The sequence below is a fragment of the Rhodopseudomonas faecalis genome (assembly GCF_003217325.1).
Taxonomy (GTDB): Bacteria; Pseudomonadota; Alphaproteobacteria; order Rhizobiales; family Xanthobacteraceae; genus Rhodopseudomonas; species Rhodopseudomonas faecalis.
This window is the reverse complement of sequence record NZ_QJTI01000031.1, coordinates 1-19,509: the sequence shown is the minus strand read 5'-3', so window position 1 is coordinate 19,509 and position 19,509 is coordinate 1. Positions and strand designations below refer to the sequence as shown.

The following is a 19,509-nucleotide window of genomic DNA, read 5'->3' as shown; positions in this document are numbered from 1 at the left end:
CAGCGGCGTGCCGTGCACGCCAAAATGCCTGCAGCAATATCTTGCAGGACTTATTTCATGGACATTCGCAATCTCGGCGGCAGCGGCCTTCGGGTCTCCGTCGTCGGCCTCGGCTGCAACAATTTCGGTCAGCGCACCGACCTCGAAACCGCGCGCAAAGTGATCCACAAGGCGCTCGATTGCGGCGTCACGCTGTTCGACACCGCCGACATCTATGCCGATCGCGGCGGCTCGGAAAACGTGCTTGGCGTGGTGCTCGGCCATCACCGCAAGGACATCGTGCTGGCCACCAAATTCGCCAAGCCGATGAGCGCCGACGGCAAGAAGCGCGGCGCCTCGCGGCGCTACATCATGGCTGCGGTGGAGGAGAGCCTGACCCGGCTCAAGACCGACTATATCGACCTCTATCAGCAGCACGAATTCGACGAGCTGACGCCGATCGACGAGACGCTGCGCGCGCTCGACGATCTGGTGCGTCAGGGCAAGGTCCGCTACATCGGCCACTCCAATTTCCCCGCCTGGCGGATCGCCGAGGCGGAATATGTCGGGCGCGCGCTCGGCCAGCGCTTCGTGTCGGCGCAGGACGAATACAGCCTGCTGGTGCGCGATATCGAAAAGGACCTGCTGCCGGCCGCGCAGGCCTATAATCTCGGCCTGCTGCCGTTCTTCCCGCTGGCGGGCGGCATGCTCACCGGCAAATATCAGCGCGGCGCGCCGGTGTCGGCCGACACAAGGTTCGCCAAGACGCCCTATATGCAGGACCGTTACTTCTCGCCGCGCAATTTCGACATTGTCGATCAACTGACGGGGTTTGCAGAGGCGCGTGGCCACAGCCTGCTTGATCTTGCGATGTCATGGCTCGCCGCCAAGCCGCAAGTGTCGAGCGTGATCGCCGGTGCCTCGACGCCCGAACAGGTCGAGCAGAACGTCAAGGCGGCAACCTGGGTGCTGAGCGCGGACGAGCACGCCGAGATCGACAAGATCACGCTTGGTTGAGCGGTTATCATCCTATCCAGCTCCAAAGGCCGGTCCCGCTATGGACCGGCCTTTCGTTTTCTCCGACACTGCGGCGTCAGCGCTCGATTCTTGTTGGTGGAGATTTCTTTCATGTCATCGTTGGTACGTCGCGGCGTTCTGGTCGCGCTTCTCGCTCTGTTCAGCTTTGGCCTGTCTGCGGCCGGCCTGCCCTCGACTGCGCAAGCCGATAGCGGCACCATCCGCATTTCGGTGCTGAAAGGCGGCTGGTTCATCGGCGCCTCGGGCGGCAGCGGCGTGCTGACCTTCCGCGGCAAGCGTTACCCGCTGTCGATCGGCGGCCTGAGCGCCGGATTGGTGTTTGGCGCCTCCAAGGCCGATCTGGTCGGCCGGGTCAGCAATATCCGCCGGCCGTCGGACGTCGCCGGGGTCTATGGCGCGGGCGGCGCCGGTGCGGCGGTGGTGCGCGGCGTCGGTGCGATTGTGCTGACCAACCAGAAGGGTGCGGTACTGGAACTGTCCGGCCGGCAGACCGGGCTGATGGTCAATGCCGATCTCAGCGGCCTGGCGATCTCGCTGCGCTAGCTCGCCCGGCGTTTCGTCGCATCCGTATCAATCCTGCAATGACGGCGGATGAGCGGCATCCTATAGTGCCGCTCATCCTGTTTGCCTTGGATCGATCTGCGTCATGAACCAACGCTTCGATATTCCCGCGCCTGCCGCGCGCCGTTTGGTTTGCGCGCGCTGCGGCGCCGAATTCGCCTGCAACCTGTCCAGCGATTGCTGGTGCGCGGACAGCACCGTGCGGCTGCCGATCACCGATAATGGCGGCGATTGCCTGTGCGCCGACTGCCTGCGGCTCGCGGCCAAGCCGGCGGCGGCGCATTGATGTGCTGCAGGCCGTGACGTGTTGAAAACCTTGCAACAGGCCGAGCGCTGGCAGGTCGAAGCGGTGCTGCTCGATATGGACGGCACGCTGGTCGATACCGAGCGGGTCTATATCGACAGCCTGACCGATGTGCTGACCGAGTTCGGCTATCCCGACGCGCGCGCGGTGTGCGAGGCGATGATCGGCCTGCCCGGCCCGGCGTGCCAGCAATTGCTGATCGACCGCTATGGCGCGAAGGTGCCGCTGCGCGAGATCAACGCCGCCTTTGCCACCAAACGCGACGCTTGTTTCAGCCAAGGTCTGCCGCTCAAGCACGGCACGATCGAACTGCTCGACGCGCTCGATGCCGCCGGCTGGCCGACCGCGGTGGTGACTTCCTCGACGCAGCAGACCGCCGAGCAGCATCTGGCGCTCGGCGGCATTCTCGAGCGGTTCGATTTCCTGATCACCCGCGATGCGGTGGCGCACAGCAAGCCGGCGCCCGATCTCTATCTGCTGGCCGCCGACACGCTGGGCGTAACGCCACGCGCCTGCGTTGCGGTCGAGGATTCCGGGGTCGGCATTGCCGCGGCATTCGCCGCCGGCACCATCCCGATCATGGTGCCGGACCTGCTGCCGCCGAACGAGGCCACCCGGGCGCAATGCGCCGCGGTGCTGCCCGATCTGATCGCGGTGCGCCGGCTGCTGACTGAGCGCGCCGGGCTTGGCATCAACGCTTGATGGCTACACCGGATAGCCGGCCGAACGGCGCGCCAGGCCGTCAAAGGCATCGAGCAGTTTTTCGCGCCAAGCATAGATCGGATCATCCTCGGCCAGCAGCTTGAACGGGCTGATCGCCCGCGCCCACTGAAAACCGCCGAACATGATGTAGTCGGCATAGTTCGGCGCCGCGCCGCCCAAAAATGGCTGGGACCGCAGCGTCAGCCGCATCGGATCGAGCCCCTTGCGGAAACCGGCGACCGCGCTGTCGCGCGCCGCCGCCACCTCCTCCAACGTCTTACCGAACCGCGCTTCGCGGCTTTTGCGGAAATAGCCCTGATCCTCCGGGCGCAGATGGTCATGGATATCGGCGACGATCAGCGGAAACATCGCGCCGACCACCGCGATATCGCCCCACCAGTTCAGCATGCGCGCCATCGCGCGCCCGCCCTCGCCGCCAAACAGCGACGGACGGTCGGGATAGGTGTCTTCCAGATAATTGGCGATCACCCAGGAATCGCTGACCGCGTGGTCGCCGTCGAGCAGCACCGGCACCTTTTCGGATTTGTAAGGCGCAATCGCCTCTTTCTCGGTGAAGCGCCACGGGACCAGTTGCGCGTCCAGCCCCTTATGCGCCAGCGCCATCCGGATGCGCCAACAGAACGGCGAAAACGGCCGGGTGTCTTCCGCGCCGACCAGTTCAAACAGTTTGAGCGTCATGTTTCCCCCCAGCAAAGTCCCCTGTCATTCCAGGCGCGTGGCCCGCGCTCCGGAATGACCACACTAGCCTTGGAGCGCGGTCAGCGCACCACCGCGGCGCTCTGGCCGAACAGCACCTTGCGCTCCTCATCGGTGCGGATCGTGGCCTGGCCGAAATCCGGATTGACCTCCTTGGCCTTGGCATAGGCGCGCTGCGTCGCCGGACGCTGTTCGATGGCGAGCAGCCAGCGCTTGAGATGCGGGAAATCATCGATGTTCTGGCTCTGGTTCTTGTAGGGCACGATCCAGGGATAGCAGGCGATGTCGGCGATCGAATAATCGCCGGCGATGAACTCGCGATCCGCGAGCCGCTTGTTGAGCACGCCATAGAGCCGGTTGGTCTCCTTGACGTAGCGCTCGATCGCGTACGGGATCTTCTCCGGCGCGTAGTTGCTAAAGTGGTGGTTCTGGCCAGCCATCGGCCCGAGCCCGCCCATCTGCCAGAACAGCCATTGCAGCGTGTCGTTGCGGACATAGAGATCGCGCGACAGCAGCTGGCCGGTCTTGTCGGCGAGATAAAGCAGGATCGCGCCGGATTCGAAGATCGACAGCGGCCGCGTGCCTGCCGCGGGTTCATGATCGACAATCGCCGGAATGCGGTTGTTGGGCGCGATCGCCAAAAACTCCGGCTTGAACTGGTCGCCCTTGCCGATATTGACCGGCACAATGCGATAAGCGAGCCCGGTTTCCTCCAGGAACATCGTGATCTTGTGGCCGTTCGGTGTGGTCCAATAGTGCAGCTCGATCATGATGTGGTCCTCCGCTCGGCAGATAGATGCATTTGCATTTATCTTGCGCCGCACCGCCGGGAAGTCAAGGACTGCGCGTTCCAAAAAACCGCACTACCGCCCGCCAGCGCCGCGGCAAGGTGCTGCGGCGGCATCACGGCGCGAATGCCGCGTGGCGGCGCGTTATTGGACGCTGGCCTTGACCGGCTCGACCACTTCGAAATCGGCTGAAAAATCATCGAACAACGCAAACAGCTCGCGCAGCTTGAGCGGATTGCCGCTGATCCACAGATCGCCGGTCGCCACCGCGCCGAGGAAGGTGCGCTGCTTGAGCGAGATCGCATCAAAGGTGGCGCGGCTGAGCGTGACGCTGACATCAGCATTGTCGGACAGCTTGCCGGCGAGATGGCTGAGCGCGGAATTCTCCAGCGTCATCACAAAAGTCTGCTTCGGCTCGGTAAAAGTCCAGTTGACCACGATATGCTTGCCCTCGGCCTTGGCGGCGTTGAGCCGCACGGCCAGGAAATCAAATGCCAGATCGATCGAAATGCCCTTGAGCAGCTCGGCATTGGCGGTGTTGGCTCCAGGCGCCGCTTTCGGAACGCCGTGGCGCAGCTCCTGGGCGGCAAGCAGATAGGCGTTGCGCCAGGTCGCCGCTTCCGCCTGATAGCCGAGCTGTTCCAGCGCATCGGCGCCGAGCGCCCGCGCCTCCTTGTTGCTGGGATCGGCAAACACCAGTCTGCTGGCGATCGTCGCCACCCAGCGATATTGCCCGGCCTGATAATCGTCGCGGGCACGCTGCAACACGGCGGCCGCACCGCCCATATAGTCGATCTCCTTCTTGGCCTCCTCGGCGCGTGGCAGCGGATTGAGATCGGCCGGGTTGGCGTCATACCAGCCGAGATAGAATTGATAGACCGCTTTGGCATTATGGCTGAGCGAGCCGTAATAGCCGCGGGTCGCGAACTCATTGGCCAGCGTCGGCGGCAGTTTCAGCCGCTCGGCGATCTCGGTGGCGGTCAGGCCGTGATTGAGCAGCCGCACGCTCTGGTCATGGATGAATTTGTAGAGGTCGCGCTGCTTCTTGAGATAAGCGGCTACCCGCTCGCGGCCCCACACCGGCCAGTGATGCTGGGCGATCACCACCTCGGTGCGATCGCCATAACGGTCGAGCGCTTCGCCGATATATTTCGACCACAGCCGGCCATCGCGGATCGCCGCGCCGCGGATAGTGTAGAGATTATGCATATTGTGCGTGGTGTCTTCCGCCATGTTCAAGACCTTGAACTGCGGATAGTAGGAGATCATCTCCGCCGGCGCTTCCGAGCCCGGCACCAGATGGAATTCGATCTCGACGCCGTCGATCACCCTGGTCTCATAGGGCTGCTTGATGACGTCGTTGGGCGCGATCAGCGACAGCTTGCCATTGGCCAGCGCCTTGCCGAGCCCGGCATCGACCTGGCCGCGCTCGCTGACCGGCAGCGAGGTGCCGAATTGAAACTGCGCGCGCCGGCTCATGGCGTTGCCGGCGATCACGTTCTCGGCGACCGCGTGCTCCATAAACCCTTCGGGCGCGATCACCTTGACCTTGCCGCTCGCGGCATCGGCCTCGCTGATCAGCCCGCCCGCGCCGCCGAAATGATCGGCGTGGCTATGGGTATAGATCAGCGCCAGCACCGGCTTTTTGGGCCGATGCTGATAATAGAGATCGAGCGCCGCTTTGGCCGATTGCGTGGTCAGCGTGGCGTCGGTGACGATCAGACCGCTATCGCCTTCGACAATGGTGATGTTGGCGATGTCAAAGCCGCGCAGCTGATAGACACGCTCGGCCACCTTGAACAGGCCGTTGTTGAGATTGAGCTGCGCCTGCCGCCACAGGCTGGGATTGACGGTGGCCGCCGGTTCAGGCGCCTTCAAGAACTCGTAAGGCTTGAGGTCCCACACCGGCGCAGCACCGCTACTGCCGGCGATCACGCCACTCGGCAGCGGCGCGATCAGGCCGCGCTGCGCGTCCTCGAAATCGGCGCGGTCGCCGAGCGGCAGCGTAGCGGTCACCTGCTGCTGGGCGGCGCGGGTCGCTGGTGTCGCCTCATTCGGCTCAGCCAGCGCAGCGCTGCCCGCCAGCAGCAAAGCCACTCCGACCCCCCACGCCCTACCCATGCGCAAGCTCGCCATGCCCAGACCTCCCCTTGTTGCTTGACGTAATCATGGACCGGGCCAGCCGGCGCTGACCATGGCAATCACGCCTGGGTCCGTGAAATTTTTGACTTCCGCCGAAACCGGATGCAGGCCAATCATGGTTAGGCTGCAACTCTGCGCGGCTGTCGCGGCGGGCCCACCAGCCAACCGACGCCGCCACGCCGGAGGATCATTGGAGAACGGCATGCCGTATTCGGACAACGACCTCGACGCGGCCGCGCGCGCCGGCGTGATCACCTCGCAGCAGGCCGAGGCACTGCGGCTGTTTTTCGCGCAGCGCCCGAATGAAGCGCAGCGGATCGCGCCGCGCTTCGATCTGGTGCATATGCTCTGGTATGCCGGCGCCTTGATCGTGATGAGCGCGATGGGGCTGTTCTCGACCCTGGCCTTTGCGGCGATGGGCGGCGTCGGGCTGACCGCCACCGCGCTGGTCTATGCGGTGCTGTTCGGCGTCGCCGGCCATTATCTGTGGCACACCAAGAAGCTGTACACGCCGGGCGGGCTGTTGATCGCGATCGCGGTGGCGATGGCGCCGCTCGCGGTGTACGGCGTGCAGGAAGCGCTCGGGCTGTGGACCGAGTTCGGCAAGCCCGGCACGGTCCGGGACTTCTACATCTGGATCAAAGGCAGCTTCGTATTCATGGAACTGGCGACCATCGCCGCGGCGCTGCTGGCGCTGTGGCTGTATCGCTTCCCGTTCATCGTGTTCGTGCTGGCGGTGGCGCTGTGGTTCTTGTCGATGGACATCGTGCCGTGGATCACCGGCGCGCCCCATGGCAATTGGGAGACATCGCGCAAGGTCTCAGTGTGGTTCGGGCTCGGCGTGATCGTGACCGCGATCGTGGTGCATGGCCGGCAGCAGCGCGGTGACTTCGCCTACTGGCTCTATCTGTTCGGCGTGATGACCTTCTGGGGCGGCATCACCGCGGTGTCGGACGGCACCGCGCTCGACAAGGCGCTGTATTGCGCGCTCAATGTCGGCTTCCTGCTGGTGGCGCTGCTGCTCGACCGCGTGGTGTTCGCGGTGTTCGGCGCCATGGGCATCGCGATCTATCTCGGCGACCTCGCCGACAAGCTGTTTCGCGATTCGATTCTGTTCCCGTTCGCGTTGTCGGCGATCGGCGTTCTCATCATCGGACTGGGGCTGCTGTTCCACCGCCATCAGGCGGCGCTCAGCGCCTGGCTGGACGCGCGTTTGCCGGCGCCGGTGCAACGACTGCGGAGGGCGCCGCGCTAAGCGCGCGCCACTCTTTATTCGCGCGGCGCTTGGTCCCATATTGCCGGCATGGCGAAGACTCCCGACAAACCGACCAAGCCCGCAAAAAAGACCAAGGTTTCCCACCCGCGCGCCGCCCGGCCCGAGGTGAAGCCGATCGGCCCGGCGCTGGCCGAGCTGCTCAACCCCGCGATCAATCGCGGTGACGCTGGGCTCGGCTCTGGCACCGGATTGCAGGCGCCGCCCGACAATTCCCGCGACCGCCGCGCCGGCGATGAAACCGCGCTGCATCGCGGCCGGGCTTCAACGCAGAAACACGGCGCGTCACAGATCAACAGCGCCGCATCCGCGGCCTACCCCCCACCCCGCCCCTCCCCCGCAAGGGGGGAGGGAGAAGAGAGCACGGCCTCGCCACAACTCTCCCCTCCCCCTCGCGGGGAGGGGTCGGGGGTGGGGGGCTTTGATCAAGGCTTCGGCGAAGCGCCGCAGACCGCGTTCGACGCCGGCGCCACGCCGAACTACGGCACCAGCGCCACCGTGCCGACACTCGATCCGGAATTGGCGCGCCAGCTCGGCCTGCCGACCGAGGAAGACGATGACGCCGCATTGGCACGGCCGCCACGCAACAAGATGGAAGCGCTCGGCGTGCAGGCCACCGCCGCCGCGCTGGAAGCGCTGATCCGCGACGGCCGTCCGGAATTTCGCGGCGGCTCCGACAGCCGCAAATTGTGGACGCCGCACCGGCCGCCGCGCCCGGAAAAATCCGAGGGCGGCGTCAGCTTCGTGCTGCAATCGCAGTATCAGCCGAAGGGCGACCAGCCGCAGGCCATCAAGGAACTGGTCGAGGGCCTGGAGCGCAGCGATCGCACCCAGGTGCTGCTCGGCGTCACCGGCTCCGGCAAAACCTACACCATGGCCAAGGTGATCGAGGCGACCCAGCGCCCGGCGATCATTCTGGCGCCGAACAAGACGCTGGCCGCGCAGCTCTATGGCGAGTTCAAGGCGTTCTTCCCCGACAACGCCGTCGAATATTTCGTTTCTTATTACGACTACTACCAGCCCGAAGCCTACGTGCCGCGCACCGACACCTATATCGAGAAGGATTCCTCGATCAACGAACAGATCGACCGGATGCGCCACGCCGCAACGCGCGCGCTGCTCGAACGCGACGACGTCATCATCGTCGCGTCGGTGTCGTGCATCTACGGTATCGGCTCGGTCGAGACCTACACCGCGATGACTTTTGGGCTGAAACGCGGCGAGCGCATCGACCAGCGCCAGCTGATCGCCGATCTGGTGGCGCTGCAATACAAGCGCACCCAGGCCGATTTTTCCCGCGGCACCTTTCGCGTTCGTGGCGACGTGCTCGACATCTTCCCGGCGCACTATGAAGACCGAGCCTGGCGCATCAAGATGTTCGGCGACGAGATCGAGGGCATCGAGGAGTTCGATCCGCTCACCGGCCACAAGCAGGACGAGCTGGAATTCGTCAAGATCTACGCCAATTCGCACTATGTCACGCCGCGGCCGACGCTGATCCAGGCGATCCAGTCGATTAAGGCCGAGCTGAAATGGCGGCTTGAGCAGCTCAACGCGCAAGGCCGGCTGCTCGAAGCGCAGCGGCTGGAGCAGCGCACCACATTCGACATCGAGATGCTGGAAGCCACCGGCTCATGCGCCGGCATCGAGAACTACTCACGCTATCTCACCGGGCGCCGCCCCGGCGAACCACCGCCGACGCTGTTTGAATACGTGCCCGACAACGCGCTGGTGTTCGCCGACGAAAGCCATGTCTCGATCCCGCAGATCGGCGCGATGTTCAAAGGCGACTTCCGCCGCAAGGCGACGCTGGCCGAATATGGTTTTCGGCTGCCATCCTGCATGGACAACCGGCCGCTGCGCTTTGAGGAATGGGACATGATGCGGCCGCAGACCATCGCGGTGTCGGCAACGCCAGCGGCCTGGGAACTGGAGCAGGCCGGCGGCGTGTTTGTCGAGCAGGTCATTCGTCCGACCGGGCTGATCGATCCGCAGGTCGATATCCGCCCGGCCCGCACCCAGGTCGACGATCTGGTCGGCGAGGTGCGCGCCATCGCGGCGCGCGGCTATCGCTCGCTGATCACCGTGCTGACCAAGCGCATGGCCGAGGATTTGACTGAATATCTGCACGAACAGGGCGTGCGGGTGCGCTACATGCACTCCGACATCGACACGATCGAGCGGATCGAGATCATCCGCGATCTGCGGCTCGGCGCGTTCGACGCGCTGGTCGGCATCAACCTGTTGCGCGAGGGTCTCGATATTCCGGAATGCGCGCTGGTGGCGATCCTCGATGCCGACAAGGAAGGCTTTTTGCGCAGCGAAACGTCGCTGATCCAAACCATCGGCCGCGCGGCGCGCAATGTCGACGGCAAGGTGATCCTCTATGCCGATCACATCACCGGATCGATGCAGCGCGCGATCGACGAGACCAACCGCCGCCGCGAGAAGCAGGAGGCTTATAACGCCGAGCACGGCATCACGCCGGAAAGCGTCAAGCGCTCGATCGGCGACATTCTCAACTCGGTCTATGAGCGCGACCACGTGCTGGTCGAAGTCGGCGGCGGCGCTGGCCGCGACGGCAACTGGACCGATGATGCCGCCACCATCGGCCATAATTTCGAGACCGTGCTGGCCGATCTGGAAACCAGGATGCGCGAGGCCGCTGCCGACCTGAATTTTGAGGAAGCGGCACGGCTGCGCGACGAGCTGAAACGGCTGCGCGCCACCGAGCTGGCGTTGATCGACGATCCCACCGCCAAGCAGCGCACGGTGGCGAATAAGGCCGGCAGCTATGCCGGCAATAAGCGCTATGGCGACGCGGCCAACCTGCCCGCCGAGGCCAGCAAAGGCGGCCGCGCAAAATCCTCACCCTCCCCCTTGCGGGGAGGGTCGGCCGCTGCAAGCGGCCGGGGTGGGGGTGCCCCCGGTTCAGCCTCCAAAGTCCACAAGCCCGATCTCGATGAAATGGGCATTGCCGGCTACCACGAATTCAAGAAAGTCCAGCGCGCCAAGCCGCGCAAGCCGACGCTCGACGAGATGGGCCCCGGCCCGGAGAGCAAGATCTATCAGCCGACCTCCTCGCGCGAGGCCGGTCCGGAATTCGGGCCGCTGCCGCGCTCGAGCGGCGGCGCACCCGGACGGCGCGGCGGCTGGAAGAAGAAATGATCGGTCGCTGACGACATGCTGGCGCGGCGCGGCGCGCGCATCGCTGCGAGCGGCGGCACGCGGCCCGCCATGCCTGCGCCAACAGCGCGCGAACATTGCCATTTGCGCGCGTCGCCCGCATAGTCGCGCGCGTTTTCGACTTGTTTTGGGGGACTGATTTCATGGCCGAGGCCGATCTCGATGTCGTCATAAGGCGGCTGGCGAAGGAGCAGCACAAGGCGCTGCAAGCCGCCGCAAAAGCACGGCGCGCGTATTTCGAGGGGCTGGCGGCCAAGGCCAAGGACGCCGCCGGCAAGGCGCGCTTCAAGGCGCTCGGCCAGGAAGCGATGGCGCAGGGTGAAGCCGCGGCCAAGCGGCTGCAGGTCGCTGCCGACAATGCCGCCGACAGCTATGCGCGCGCGATGCGCCGCGCCGCCGACGTGCCGGCCGCTGTTGCCAGCAACGGCGCCGCAAAGGGCAAAGCCAAGGTCGCGGACCAAGCCAAGGACAAGGCCAGCGACAAAGCCAGCGACAAGGCCAGCGACAAGGCTGCGGCCAGGGTCGCCGATACCGCCGCGAAACCGGCCAAGGCTGGCAAGGCGCCGAAGGCTCAGGCGTGCAAATCCGCCGCACCAAGCAACGGCAAGCAACAAGCGGCCAGGGTTCCTACGACGAAGGCGCCCGCGGCTAAGGCTGATGCGAAGGCCACCGGCAAAGCCCCGGCGAAGGCCAAAGCCAAGGCTCCCACCAAGACCGCCACCAAAGCCGCCAAGCGCCGCCAAAGCTGACCGCGCAACCACCTCACTGGTCATTCCGGGGCGCGCGTCGCGCGAACCCGGAATCTCGCTGCGATGAAAAACCCGTAGCCCGGATGAAGCGCAGCGCAATCCGGGGACTTCGATCGCCGCCACGAGGCGGCCTTACGACACCGGTTTCTTAAACGTAGCTTCGACGCCAAAGGTTTTGTTGTCAGCGCCCGGAATGAGCATCAGCATGGAAAGCACCTCACCTTTCATGGCGAGGTGGAGGTCGAACTCCTTCGCGCGATAGGCCGGGCCACCGGAATTCGGGAGCCACCGCCCCTTCCCTGTCATGGCAGGCTGGCCATCCTGCGATGGTCGCACAACAGCGGACCAGCCGTTGCTGGCATTGACGGCAAAACTCCCGCCGTCTCTTGCGACCACAAGACTGCAATCGGCACATTTTCCGGCGTTTGACTCAATCTGATACCACTCACCGACCAGCGCCAACGCCGCCGGATCGGGCTCAGTCCATTTATAAAAGAGCGCCGCGATCGCGAGCAGGACAATGATGATTGCGGAACGCATGTGGAAACCCTCAGAAGCCTTACATTAGCAAGCCTAACCGGGTTGGGGAGAAGCGCAATCTGAGTGTTTCGAGGCGTTGATCTAGCTTCCCCGGATTTCGCTACGCTTCATCTGGGCTACAGTCAGAACTCTCCCTCCACCCAAACGATTCCGGGTCTGCGCTGCCGCGCAGCGCATGCCGCAATGACGAAAGAGAGCTGCGGGCTGGTTAGCTCAACGCGTATCAAGCCGAATGAGGCCCGAACTGCATAGCGCGGACAGCGCCGCAATCATCCGCGCGATACCCCGTCCGTCATTCCGGGGCGCGCGAAGCGCGAAACCGAAATCTCGCTATGTTGGAAACGCTCGTAGCCCGGATGGAGCGCAGCGCAATCCGGGTGTTCTTTGGAGCGATGTTGTAGCTCCCCGGATTGCGCTGCGCTTCATCCGGGCTACGGTCAGGGCGCCTGCCGAGCTGTCCCCGTCCATTCCAATAAGTGCGGCAACCGGGCAACGGGTTAAGAACAACCACCGGCCATCAGCAAGGCTTAAGGAAAAATTAACTCAATTTCCTCCGAATGTTCCCGCCCCCGACTGACGACGCTGCACGCCAGCATGGTGGATGATCGGGATCGGGGCCAAAGGGGACCTTGCTGATGAACCATCACGGAACCTCGCCGCGCGCGAGGCGATCGATCTTGGGTGCTTGTGTTGCCGCCGCGGCTATCCTGGCAGCTCCGTGCCCATCATCAGCCGGATCGGATGCGGCCGCCCCGGATTCGCCGCCCGGACCGGCGTTCAAACGAGGGATGTGGCATTTCGTGCGCACGCTCGAGATGGTGGTGAGCGCCAACGTCCGTCACACCCTGTCTTCTCAGGAAATGACGCGCTGCGTTGATCCCACCGAAGCCATGAAGGCGACCTTCTCGACCGGCAGCATCGGCTCTTGCACAAGTACCAAGCCCGAGAAGGCGGACAACCGCTACACGTTCGCCAATCGCTGCGATTACATGGGGCCCGCCAAGACCACGATCACCGTGGTCAGTGATGCGGCCTATAGCGAGCAGAATGAATTCCGGGCCGGCGATTACTCGCGCATCGATCTCGTGGTCGCCAAACGGATCGGCGATTGCGCCGCTGAACCGAGCAAAGCGGCCAGGCCGATGCGAACGACATCGAACGAGCTCTGAGACGATCGCGTCGTACCAATGACCGTCATACCCGCGCTTGTCGCGGGTATCTACGTCTTAAAGCTCGCAAGAATTCGCATGGCGGGTTAGCCGAAGGCGTAACCCGCCATGCGCCGCTGGGTTTGTCCAATGGCGGATGATGCTGCGCTCATCCGCCCTCCACGCTCAGCTACACACTCAGCAAAAAAGCCCCGGATCGCTCCGGGGCTTTTCGTTTTGATAGCGCTATGCGGCGATCAATAGCGGTAATGATCCGCCTTGAACGGGCCTTCGACCTTGACGCCGATGTAATCGGCCTGGTCCTTGCGCAGCTCGGTGAGTTTGACGCCGATCTTGGCGAGGTGCAGGCGCGCGACCTTCTCGTCCAGCGTCTTCGGCAGCACATAGACCTTCTTGTCGTACTTGCCCTGGTTCTGGAACAGCTCGATCTGCGCCAGCGTCTGGTTGGTGAACGAGGCCGACATCACGAAGCTCGGGTGGCCCATGGCGTTGCCGAGATTGACCAGGCGGCCTTCCGACAGCAGGATCAGCCGCTTGCCGTCCGGGAAGGTGATCTCGTCGACCTGCGGCTTGATGTTGTCCCACTTCATGTTCTTCAGGGTGGCGACCTGAATCTCGTTGTCGAAGTGGCCGATGTTGCAGACGATGGCGCGATCCTTCATCGCGCGCATGTGGTCGATGGTGATGATGTCCTTGTTGCCGGTGGCGGTGACGAAGATGTCGGCGATCGGTGCCGCATCTTCCATGGTCACCACCTGATAGCCTTCCATCGCCGCCTGCAGCGCGCAGATCGGATCGATTTCGGACACCAGCACGCGGCAGCCGGCCTGGCGCAGCGACGCGGCCGAGCCCTTGCCGACGTCGCCAAAGCCGGCGACCATCGCGACCTTGCCCGACAGCATCACGTCGGTGCCGCGGCGAATGCCGTCGACCAGCGATTCACGGCAGCCATAGAGATTGTCGAACTTCGACTTGGTAACCGAGTCGTTGACGTTGATCGCCGGGAACAGCAGTTTGCCGGCCTTCTCCATGTCGTACAGACGATGCACGCCCGTGGTGGTCTCTTCCGACACGCCCTTGATGTTCTTGGCGAGGTTGGCGAAGTAGCCCTTCGGCTTCTCCTGCAGGATGCGCTTGATCAGCGCGAAGAAGATCTCTTCTTCTTCCGAATTGTGCTGATCGAGGAACATGGTGTCGCCGTTCTCGGCGCGCAGGCCCTGATGCACGAACATGGTGGCGTCGCCGCCGTCGTCCAGAATCATGTTCGGCGTGCCGCCGTCATGCCAGTCGAACAGTTTTGCGGTGTAGTCCCAATAATCCTTCAGCGTCTCGCCCTTGACGGCGAACACCGGAATGCCGGCCGCGGCGACCGCGGCGGCGGCGTGATCCTGGGTCGAATAGATGTTGCACGACACCCAGCGCACATCGGCGCCGAGCGCGACCAGCGTCTCGATCAGCACCGCGGTCTGAATGGTCATGTGCAGCGAGCCGGCGATCTTGGCGCCCTTGAGCGGCTGCTTCGGACCGTACTCCTCGCGCGTTGCCATCAGGCCGGGCATTTCGGTTTCGGCCAGCGAGATTTCCTTGCGGCCGAACTCGGCGAGGCCGATGTCCTTGACGATGTAGTCGGTGAACTTGGCGGTCATGCGGATGTGTTCCTAATCTCGGTGTCGGGCAGACGAAGCCCTACGAACGGGTCGGGCGCTGGTGGCAGAGCCCCTGCCCTCCCTCGCCCCGCTTGCGGGGAGAGGGCTGGGGTGAGGGGGCGCAAACCGCGAGGGCGCCCTCAAGGAGAGGCCCCCTCACCCGACCGCTAAGCGGTCGACCTCTCCCCGCAAGCGGGGAGAGGTGAAGGAGCCCATTGCAGGCTTTATTTAAACAGCGCGCTTCAGAGCCTCGACAAGATCGGTCTTCTCCCAGGAGAAGCCACCGTCGGCGTCGGGGGTGCGGCCGAAATGGCCGTAGGCCGAGGTGCGGGCATAGATCGGCTTGTTGAGGTCGAGATGTTTGCGGATGCCGCGCGGCGTCAGGTCCATCACCTCGCCGGCCGCCTTTTCCAGCTGCGCCTCGGACACCTTGCCGGTGCCGTGGGTGTCGACATAGATCGACAGCGGCTTGGCAACGCCGATCGCGTACGACAACTGCAGCGTGCAGCGGTCAGCCAGACCCGCGGCCACGATGTTCTTGGCGAGGTAGCGCGACACATAGGCCGCCGAACGGTCAACCTTGGTCGGGTCCTTGCCGGAGAACGCGCCGCCGCCATGCGGGGCCGCGCCGCCGTAGGTGTCGACGATGATCTTGCGGCCGGTCAGGCCAGCATCGCCATCCGGACCGCCGATGAAGAATTTTCCGGTCGGGTTGACGTGCCAGATGGTCTTGTCGGTGATCCAGCCTTCAGGCAGCGCCTGGCGCACATAGGGCTCGACCAGGTCGCGGATCTGCTGCGAGGACATGTCCTCGATCAGATGCTGATGCGACACCACGATCTGGGTGACGCCGACCGGACGGCCGTTTTCATACTGCACGGTAACCTGGCTCTTGGAGTCCGGGCCCAGCACCTTCTCCTTGCCGGAGTGGCGGGCTTCCGAGATCAGCCGCAGGATCTTGTGGGCGTAGAAGATCGGCGCCGGCATCAGATCCGGGGTCTCGTTGCAGGCATAACCGAACATGATGCCCTGGTCGCCCGCGCCCTCTTCCTTGTTGGCGCCCGGCTGCAGCGCGTCGACGCCCTGCGCGATGTCGGCCGACTGGGGATGCAGCAGGATCTCGACGTCGGCGGTCTTCCAGTGGAAGCCGGCCTGCTCGTAGCCGATGTCCTTGATGGCTTCGCGCACAACGTGCTCGATGTGCTCGTTGGTGACCGAGGCCGGACCGCGGGTTTCACCGGCGATCACCACCTTGTTGGTGGTGGCCAGCGTTTCGCAGGCGGCGCGGATCGCCCAGGGATCGATGCCCGCCTTCGGCCCTTCGCGGTAGAACAGATCGACGATTTCGTCGGAGATCCGGTCGCAGACCTTGTCGGGATGACCTTCGGAGACCGATTCACTGGTGAACAGATAAGACGCGCGCATCAACCAACCCCTACCCGCCTGCGATCGGCGGTCCTTTCGTGCTGTTGTCCTGAATTGTCAGTCGCGACGACGCGAGATGACGTAGGATTCGTCGTAAAACCAAAGCCCGCTGTGCCGGCGCAACACGTCGCGGGTGGCGTCGAGATAATGGCCGCTCTGAGTCATCTCGGTTAACCGATCATCCTCAATCTGCGCCACATACACCGCCGCATTCCATGCTGCGAAAGCCGTCGAGGTGCCGATCGAGCCGGTCACCTCGTTGGGCAGCGCTTCCATATCATATCGAAAGATCGAACGGCTATCGGCATAGGCGTTAAAATTGAGGTCCCGCCCAACCGCGCCAAGCTCGTATTTCACCGCGCGCAATAGCTCATGTCGGCTAACCGCAAAAGGATTTTCTCCGGGCCACACTGCCTGGATGATCTCTAACCCGGGATCCTGCCCATGGGAGTGAATTCCGATCAGCCGGCCTCCGGGACGCAGCGCGCGCGCCAGCGGCGCGATGATGCGCTTGGCGCGAAATTTTACACCGGATTTTGCGCGGTAGGGCTGCGAGGCGATCACCAGGTCGAAATTGGCCTCGGTCCGCCCGACCCGCGGGATCACCGAATCGAGCAAAAACCTGTGATCTTCCCGATAGATGACGATCACCACCGGCCGCTCATAGATCGGCATGCCGGAACGCTGGCTGACGCTGGCGCGCCAGTTCTCTTCCAGGAACGGCCCCAGTTCAGCGATCTGGGTTTCGAATTCGCCCGATGATCCACCGCGCAGCACCAGCTCGTGCCAGATCATGCCGGCCGCCGCGGTGGGCGAAGCCGGGGTCAGCCACGGCGCCTCGGCATAATACATATTGGTGAGAACAAACACGGTCGCCGGATGCTCGAACAGCCGGTCCGGGATCTTGTCCAGCGTCAGCCGGACGTCTTCCACGCTCAGTTCCTTGCCGGCGACATAGAACGGCATATGCGGGAACCGGCTATGCATCGAGCGCAACACCCGCGCCAGCACGGTGCCGTCGCCGCAGCCGGCGTCGAACAGCCGGATCGCCGGCGGCCGCGGATGGATGTTGCTGAGTTCGAGCGCGACGCGCTGCGCGATCACCCGCTTCTCGCTGCAGGTATGCACAAACAGCAGGTATTTTTGCCGGTTTTCGAAGAAGCGGAAATTGCTGCGCGGGTCGCGGCGCTCGGGCGGATCGGCCCGCCGCCGCGGCGGCGGCGTCTCGCCAAGCCCGGCCGCGATGAACGCCTCGATCCGCTCCAGCGTATCGATGGTGATGCGTTTGCCCTCGCGCAGCCGGTGCACCAGCTTGCCGTCATTGACGGCGCGGCGGCCAAAGGTGGTCTCGGCCATGCCGGCCTGCCGGCAATAGTCCGAAATCTGGCCAAGCAACTGGTCGTGCTTCATGGGACGCTAGGTGGGCAGGTTGGCGACACCTTCGCCTCTTAGCACGGTCTGCCCACCGGGGAAACGCGACTTGCGTGCCGGCGCTGCCATGCAGCCGTCGCATCGCCGCGTTAGGAAGTCGTTGACCATCCACCGGCGACCGCGCCGGGCGCTCGTCAGCCAGCACCCCCTCTGCTAAGACCCGCCCGGAATTTGGTCCGTCTGACCCAGAAGACAGGTCTGCGATGCGTATTGCTATGATCGGTACCGGCTATGTGGGGCTGGTGTCCGGTGCCTGCTTGGCCGATTTCGGCCACCACGTCACTTGCGTCGACAACGATGCCGCCAAGATCGAAGCGCTGCGCGGCGGCGCGATCCCGATCTTCGAACCGGGGCTCGACGTGCTGGTCGCGTCCAACGCCAAGGCCGGCCGGCTGAGCTTCACCACCGACCTGCCCGCGGCGGTCGGCGAAGCGGACGCGGTGTTCATCGCGGTCGGCACGCCGTCGCGGCGCGGCGACGGCCACGCCGACCTCAGCTATGTCTATGCGGCGGCGCGCGAGATCGCAGGCGCCCTGCGCGACTTTACCGTGGTGATCACCAAATCGACGGTGCCGGTCGGCACCGGCGACGAGGTCGAGCGGCTGATCCTTGAAGCCAATCCGGCCGCCGACATTGTGGTGGCGTCCAATCCGGAATTTTTGCGCGAAGGCGCGGCGATCCGCGACTTCAAATTCCCGGACCGGATCGTGGTCGGCACCGACGACGAGCGCGCCCGCAAGCTGATCGGCGAAATCTATCGGCCGCTGTCGCTGAACCAGGGCCCGCTGATGTTCACCGGCCGGCGCACCGCCGAGCTGATCAAATACGCCGCCAACGCTTTCCTCGCGACCAAGATCACCTTCATCAACGAGATCGCCGATCTCGCCGAGAAGGTCGGCGCCGACGTGCAGGAAGTGGCGCGCGGCATCGGCATGGACAACCGGATCGGCCCAAAATTTCTGCATGCCGGCCCGGGTTTTGGCGGCTCATGCTTCCCGAAGGACACCCGCGCGATTCTGAAGATCGCGCAGGACCATGACGTGCCGCTGCGCATCATCGAGGCCGTGCTGGCGGTCAACGACACCCGCAAACGCGCGATGGCGCGAAAAGTCTCGAACGCGCTCGGCGGCAGTTTGCGTGGCAAGACGGTGGCGCTGCTCGGGCTGACGTTTAAGCCCGATACCGACGACATGCGCGAGGCGCCGTCGATCCCGCTGGTCACCGGGCTGAAGGATATGGGCGCGCAGGTCCGCGCCTATGATCCGGCTGGCATGGAGCAGGCCCGCCAGGAGCTGCCCGATATTGATTATTGCGACGATCCCTATTCCTGCGCGCAGGATGCCGATGCGCTGGTGATCGTCACCGAATGGGTCCAGTTCCGCGCGCTTGATCTCGCCAAGCTCAAGGACGTGCTGCGCCAGCCGGTGGTGGTCGATTTGCGCAACATCTATCGGCCCGAGCAGATGGCCGCGCATGGCTTCATCTATGAGAGCATCGGCCGCGGCACGGTGCACGACTAAGTCTCAGACGGGCGGCACTGCCGCCCGTTGATGCCGGCGCTCCTGTCAAGCTTGTAGCCCGGATGAAGCAAAGCTTGTAGCCCGGATGAAGCGAAGCGCAATCCGGGGAGGATCGTTCCTCGCCTCAAAGCCGGTCCCGGATTTCGCTGCGCTCCATCCGGGCTACGCTGGCTGCGGCTGCGTGTGGCTGCCCTCGGGAGCGCTCGCGGAACCACGCGCCGCATGCCTTACCTCGGTCAGCGCGAGATTCCTGTATCTGCGGAGTGCTGGTGCACAGTCAGCGCGACGGAGGCCGCTCGGTAGATTCCCGGCCGATCATCTCGCCGTAACCCGGTGCGG

General features: G+C 64.3%; 16 protein-coding genes. 9 read left to right on the top strand and 7 right to left on the bottom strand.

What is annotated here, in order from left to right; all coding sequences use genetic code 11:
- Window positions 1-57: 57 nt before the first annotated feature.
- From BJ122_RS17565 to BJ122_RS17550, 4 genes are all read left to right on the top strand, one after another.
- A complete protein-coding gene (locus tag BJ122_RS17565) occupies window positions 58-996 on the top strand; it encodes an aldo/keto reductase (RefSeq protein WP_110782510.1) in 939 nt (312 codons plus the stop codon).
- A 111-nt stretch (window positions 997-1,107) separates the two neighbouring features.
- Window positions 1,108-1,560 (top strand): lipid-binding SYLF domain-containing protein, encoded by a 453-nt coding sequence (locus BJ122_RS17560; RefSeq protein WP_110782508.1) that lies wholly within the window; start codon window positions 1,108-1,110, stop codon window positions 1,558-1,560.
- Between the two features lie 103 nt (window positions 1,561-1,663).
- A complete protein-coding gene (locus BJ122_RS17555) occupies window positions 1,664-1,864 on the top strand; it encodes a cysteine-rich CWC family protein (protein ID WP_110782506.1) in 201 nt (66 codons plus the stop codon).
- A gap of 21 nt (window positions 1,865-1,885) precedes the next feature.
- A complete protein-coding gene (locus BJ122_RS17550) occupies window positions 1,886-2,584 on the top strand; it encodes an HAD family hydrolase (RefSeq protein ID WP_430694800.1) in 699 nt (232 codons plus the stop codon).
- Between the two features lie 3 nt (window positions 2,585-2,587).
- Here the strand turns inward: BJ122_RS17550 and BJ122_RS17545 are convergent, their stop codons facing one another.
- The 3 genes from BJ122_RS17545 to BJ122_RS17535 form a co-directional block, all read right to left on the bottom strand.
- A complete protein-coding gene (locus BJ122_RS17545) occupies window positions 2,588-3,283 on the bottom strand; it encodes a glutathione S-transferase family protein (RefSeq protein ID WP_110782504.1) in 696 nt (231 codons plus the stop codon).
- Between the two features lie 80 nt (window positions 3,284-3,363).
- Window positions 3,364-4,071, bottom strand: a complete 708-nt coding sequence (locus tag BJ122_RS17540; protein WP_110782502.1) for a glutathione S-transferase N-terminal domain-containing protein — start codon at window positions 4,069-4,071, stop codon at window positions 3,364-3,366.
- A 162-nt stretch (window positions 4,072-4,233) separates the two neighbouring features.
- On the bottom strand, window positions 4,234-6,210 hold the full coding sequence (locus BJ122_RS17535; RefSeq protein ID WP_430694801.1) for an alkyl/aryl-sulfatase: 1,977 nt from the start codon (window positions 6,208-6,210) through the stop codon (window positions 4,234-4,236).
- Between the two features lie 223 nt (window positions 6,211-6,433).
- Here BJ122_RS17535 and BJ122_RS17530 point away from each other — a divergent pair, with 223 nt between their 5' ends.
- From BJ122_RS17530 to BJ122_RS19360, 3 genes are all read left to right on the top strand, one after another.
- The gene (locus BJ122_RS17530) at window positions 6,434-7,486 is read left to right on the top strand and encodes a hypothetical protein (RefSeq protein ID WP_110782498.1); all 1,053 of its coding nucleotides are present in this window, start codon (window positions 6,434-6,436) and stop codon (window positions 7,484-7,486) included.
- A gap of 48 nt (window positions 7,487-7,534) precedes the next feature.
- The gene (uvrB, locus tag BJ122_RS17525) at window positions 7,535-10,672 is read left to right on the top strand and encodes an excinuclease ABC subunit UvrB (RefSeq protein ID WP_110782496.1); all 3,138 of its coding nucleotides are present in this window, start codon (window positions 7,535-7,537) and stop codon (window positions 10,670-10,672) included.
- Window positions 10,673-10,833: 161 nt separating this feature from the next.
- Window positions 10,834-11,439 carry a hypothetical protein gene (locus BJ122_RS19360; protein ID WP_181418989.1) on the top strand — a complete coding sequence of 202 codons (606 nt, stop codon included), beginning with the start codon at window positions 10,834-10,836 and terminating at the stop codon, window positions 11,437-11,439.
- Window positions 11,440-11,571: 132 nt separating this feature from the next.
- Here BJ122_RS19360 and BJ122_RS17515 read toward each other — a convergent pair whose 3' ends face one another.
- On the bottom strand, window positions 11,572-11,979 hold the full coding sequence (locus BJ122_RS17515; RefSeq protein ID WP_110782495.1) for a hypothetical protein: 408 nt from the start codon (window positions 11,977-11,979) through the stop codon (window positions 11,572-11,574).
- Between the two features lie 635 nt (window positions 11,980-12,614).
- Between BJ122_RS17515 and BJ122_RS17510 the strand changes: the two genes are divergently transcribed.
- Window positions 12,615-13,148 carry a DUF3617 domain-containing protein gene (locus BJ122_RS17510; protein ID WP_347337816.1) on the top strand — a complete coding sequence of 178 codons (534 nt, stop codon included), beginning with the start codon at window positions 12,615-12,617 and terminating at the stop codon, window positions 13,146-13,148.
- A 236-nt stretch (window positions 13,149-13,384) separates the two neighbouring features.
- On the opposite strand, the gene ahcY is transcribed toward BJ122_RS17510, so the two are convergent.
- The 3 genes from ahcY to BJ122_RS17495 all read right to left on the bottom strand — a co-directional run bounded on the left by ahcY (window position 13,385) and on the right by BJ122_RS17495 (window position 17,629).
- Window positions 13,385-14,794, bottom strand: a complete 1,410-nt coding sequence (ahcY, locus tag BJ122_RS17505; RefSeq protein ID WP_110782491.1) for an adenosylhomocysteinase — start codon at window positions 14,792-14,794, stop codon at window positions 13,385-13,387.
- 228 nt (window positions 14,795-15,022) lie between these two features.
- Window positions 15,023-16,219, bottom strand: coding sequence for a methionine adenosyltransferase (metK, locus tag BJ122_RS17500; protein WP_110782489.1), 1,197 nt, complete (start codon window positions 16,217-16,219; stop codon window positions 15,023-15,025).
- A gap of 57 nt (window positions 16,220-16,276) precedes the next feature.
- The gene (locus tag BJ122_RS17495) at window positions 16,277-17,629 is read right to left on the bottom strand and encodes a hypothetical protein (protein WP_110782487.1); all 1,353 of its coding nucleotides are present in this window, start codon (window positions 17,627-17,629) and stop codon (window positions 16,277-16,279) included.
- A gap of 224 nt (window positions 17,630-17,853) precedes the next feature.
- On the opposite strand from BJ122_RS17495, the gene BJ122_RS17490 reads away from it, so the two are divergent.
- Window positions 17,854-19,170: a UDP-glucose dehydrogenase family protein gene (locus BJ122_RS17490; RefSeq protein WP_110782485.1), complete on the top strand. Its 1,317-nt coding sequence runs from the start codon at window positions 17,854-17,856 to the stop codon at window positions 19,168-19,170.
- Window positions 19,171-19,509: the final 339 nt, after the last annotated feature.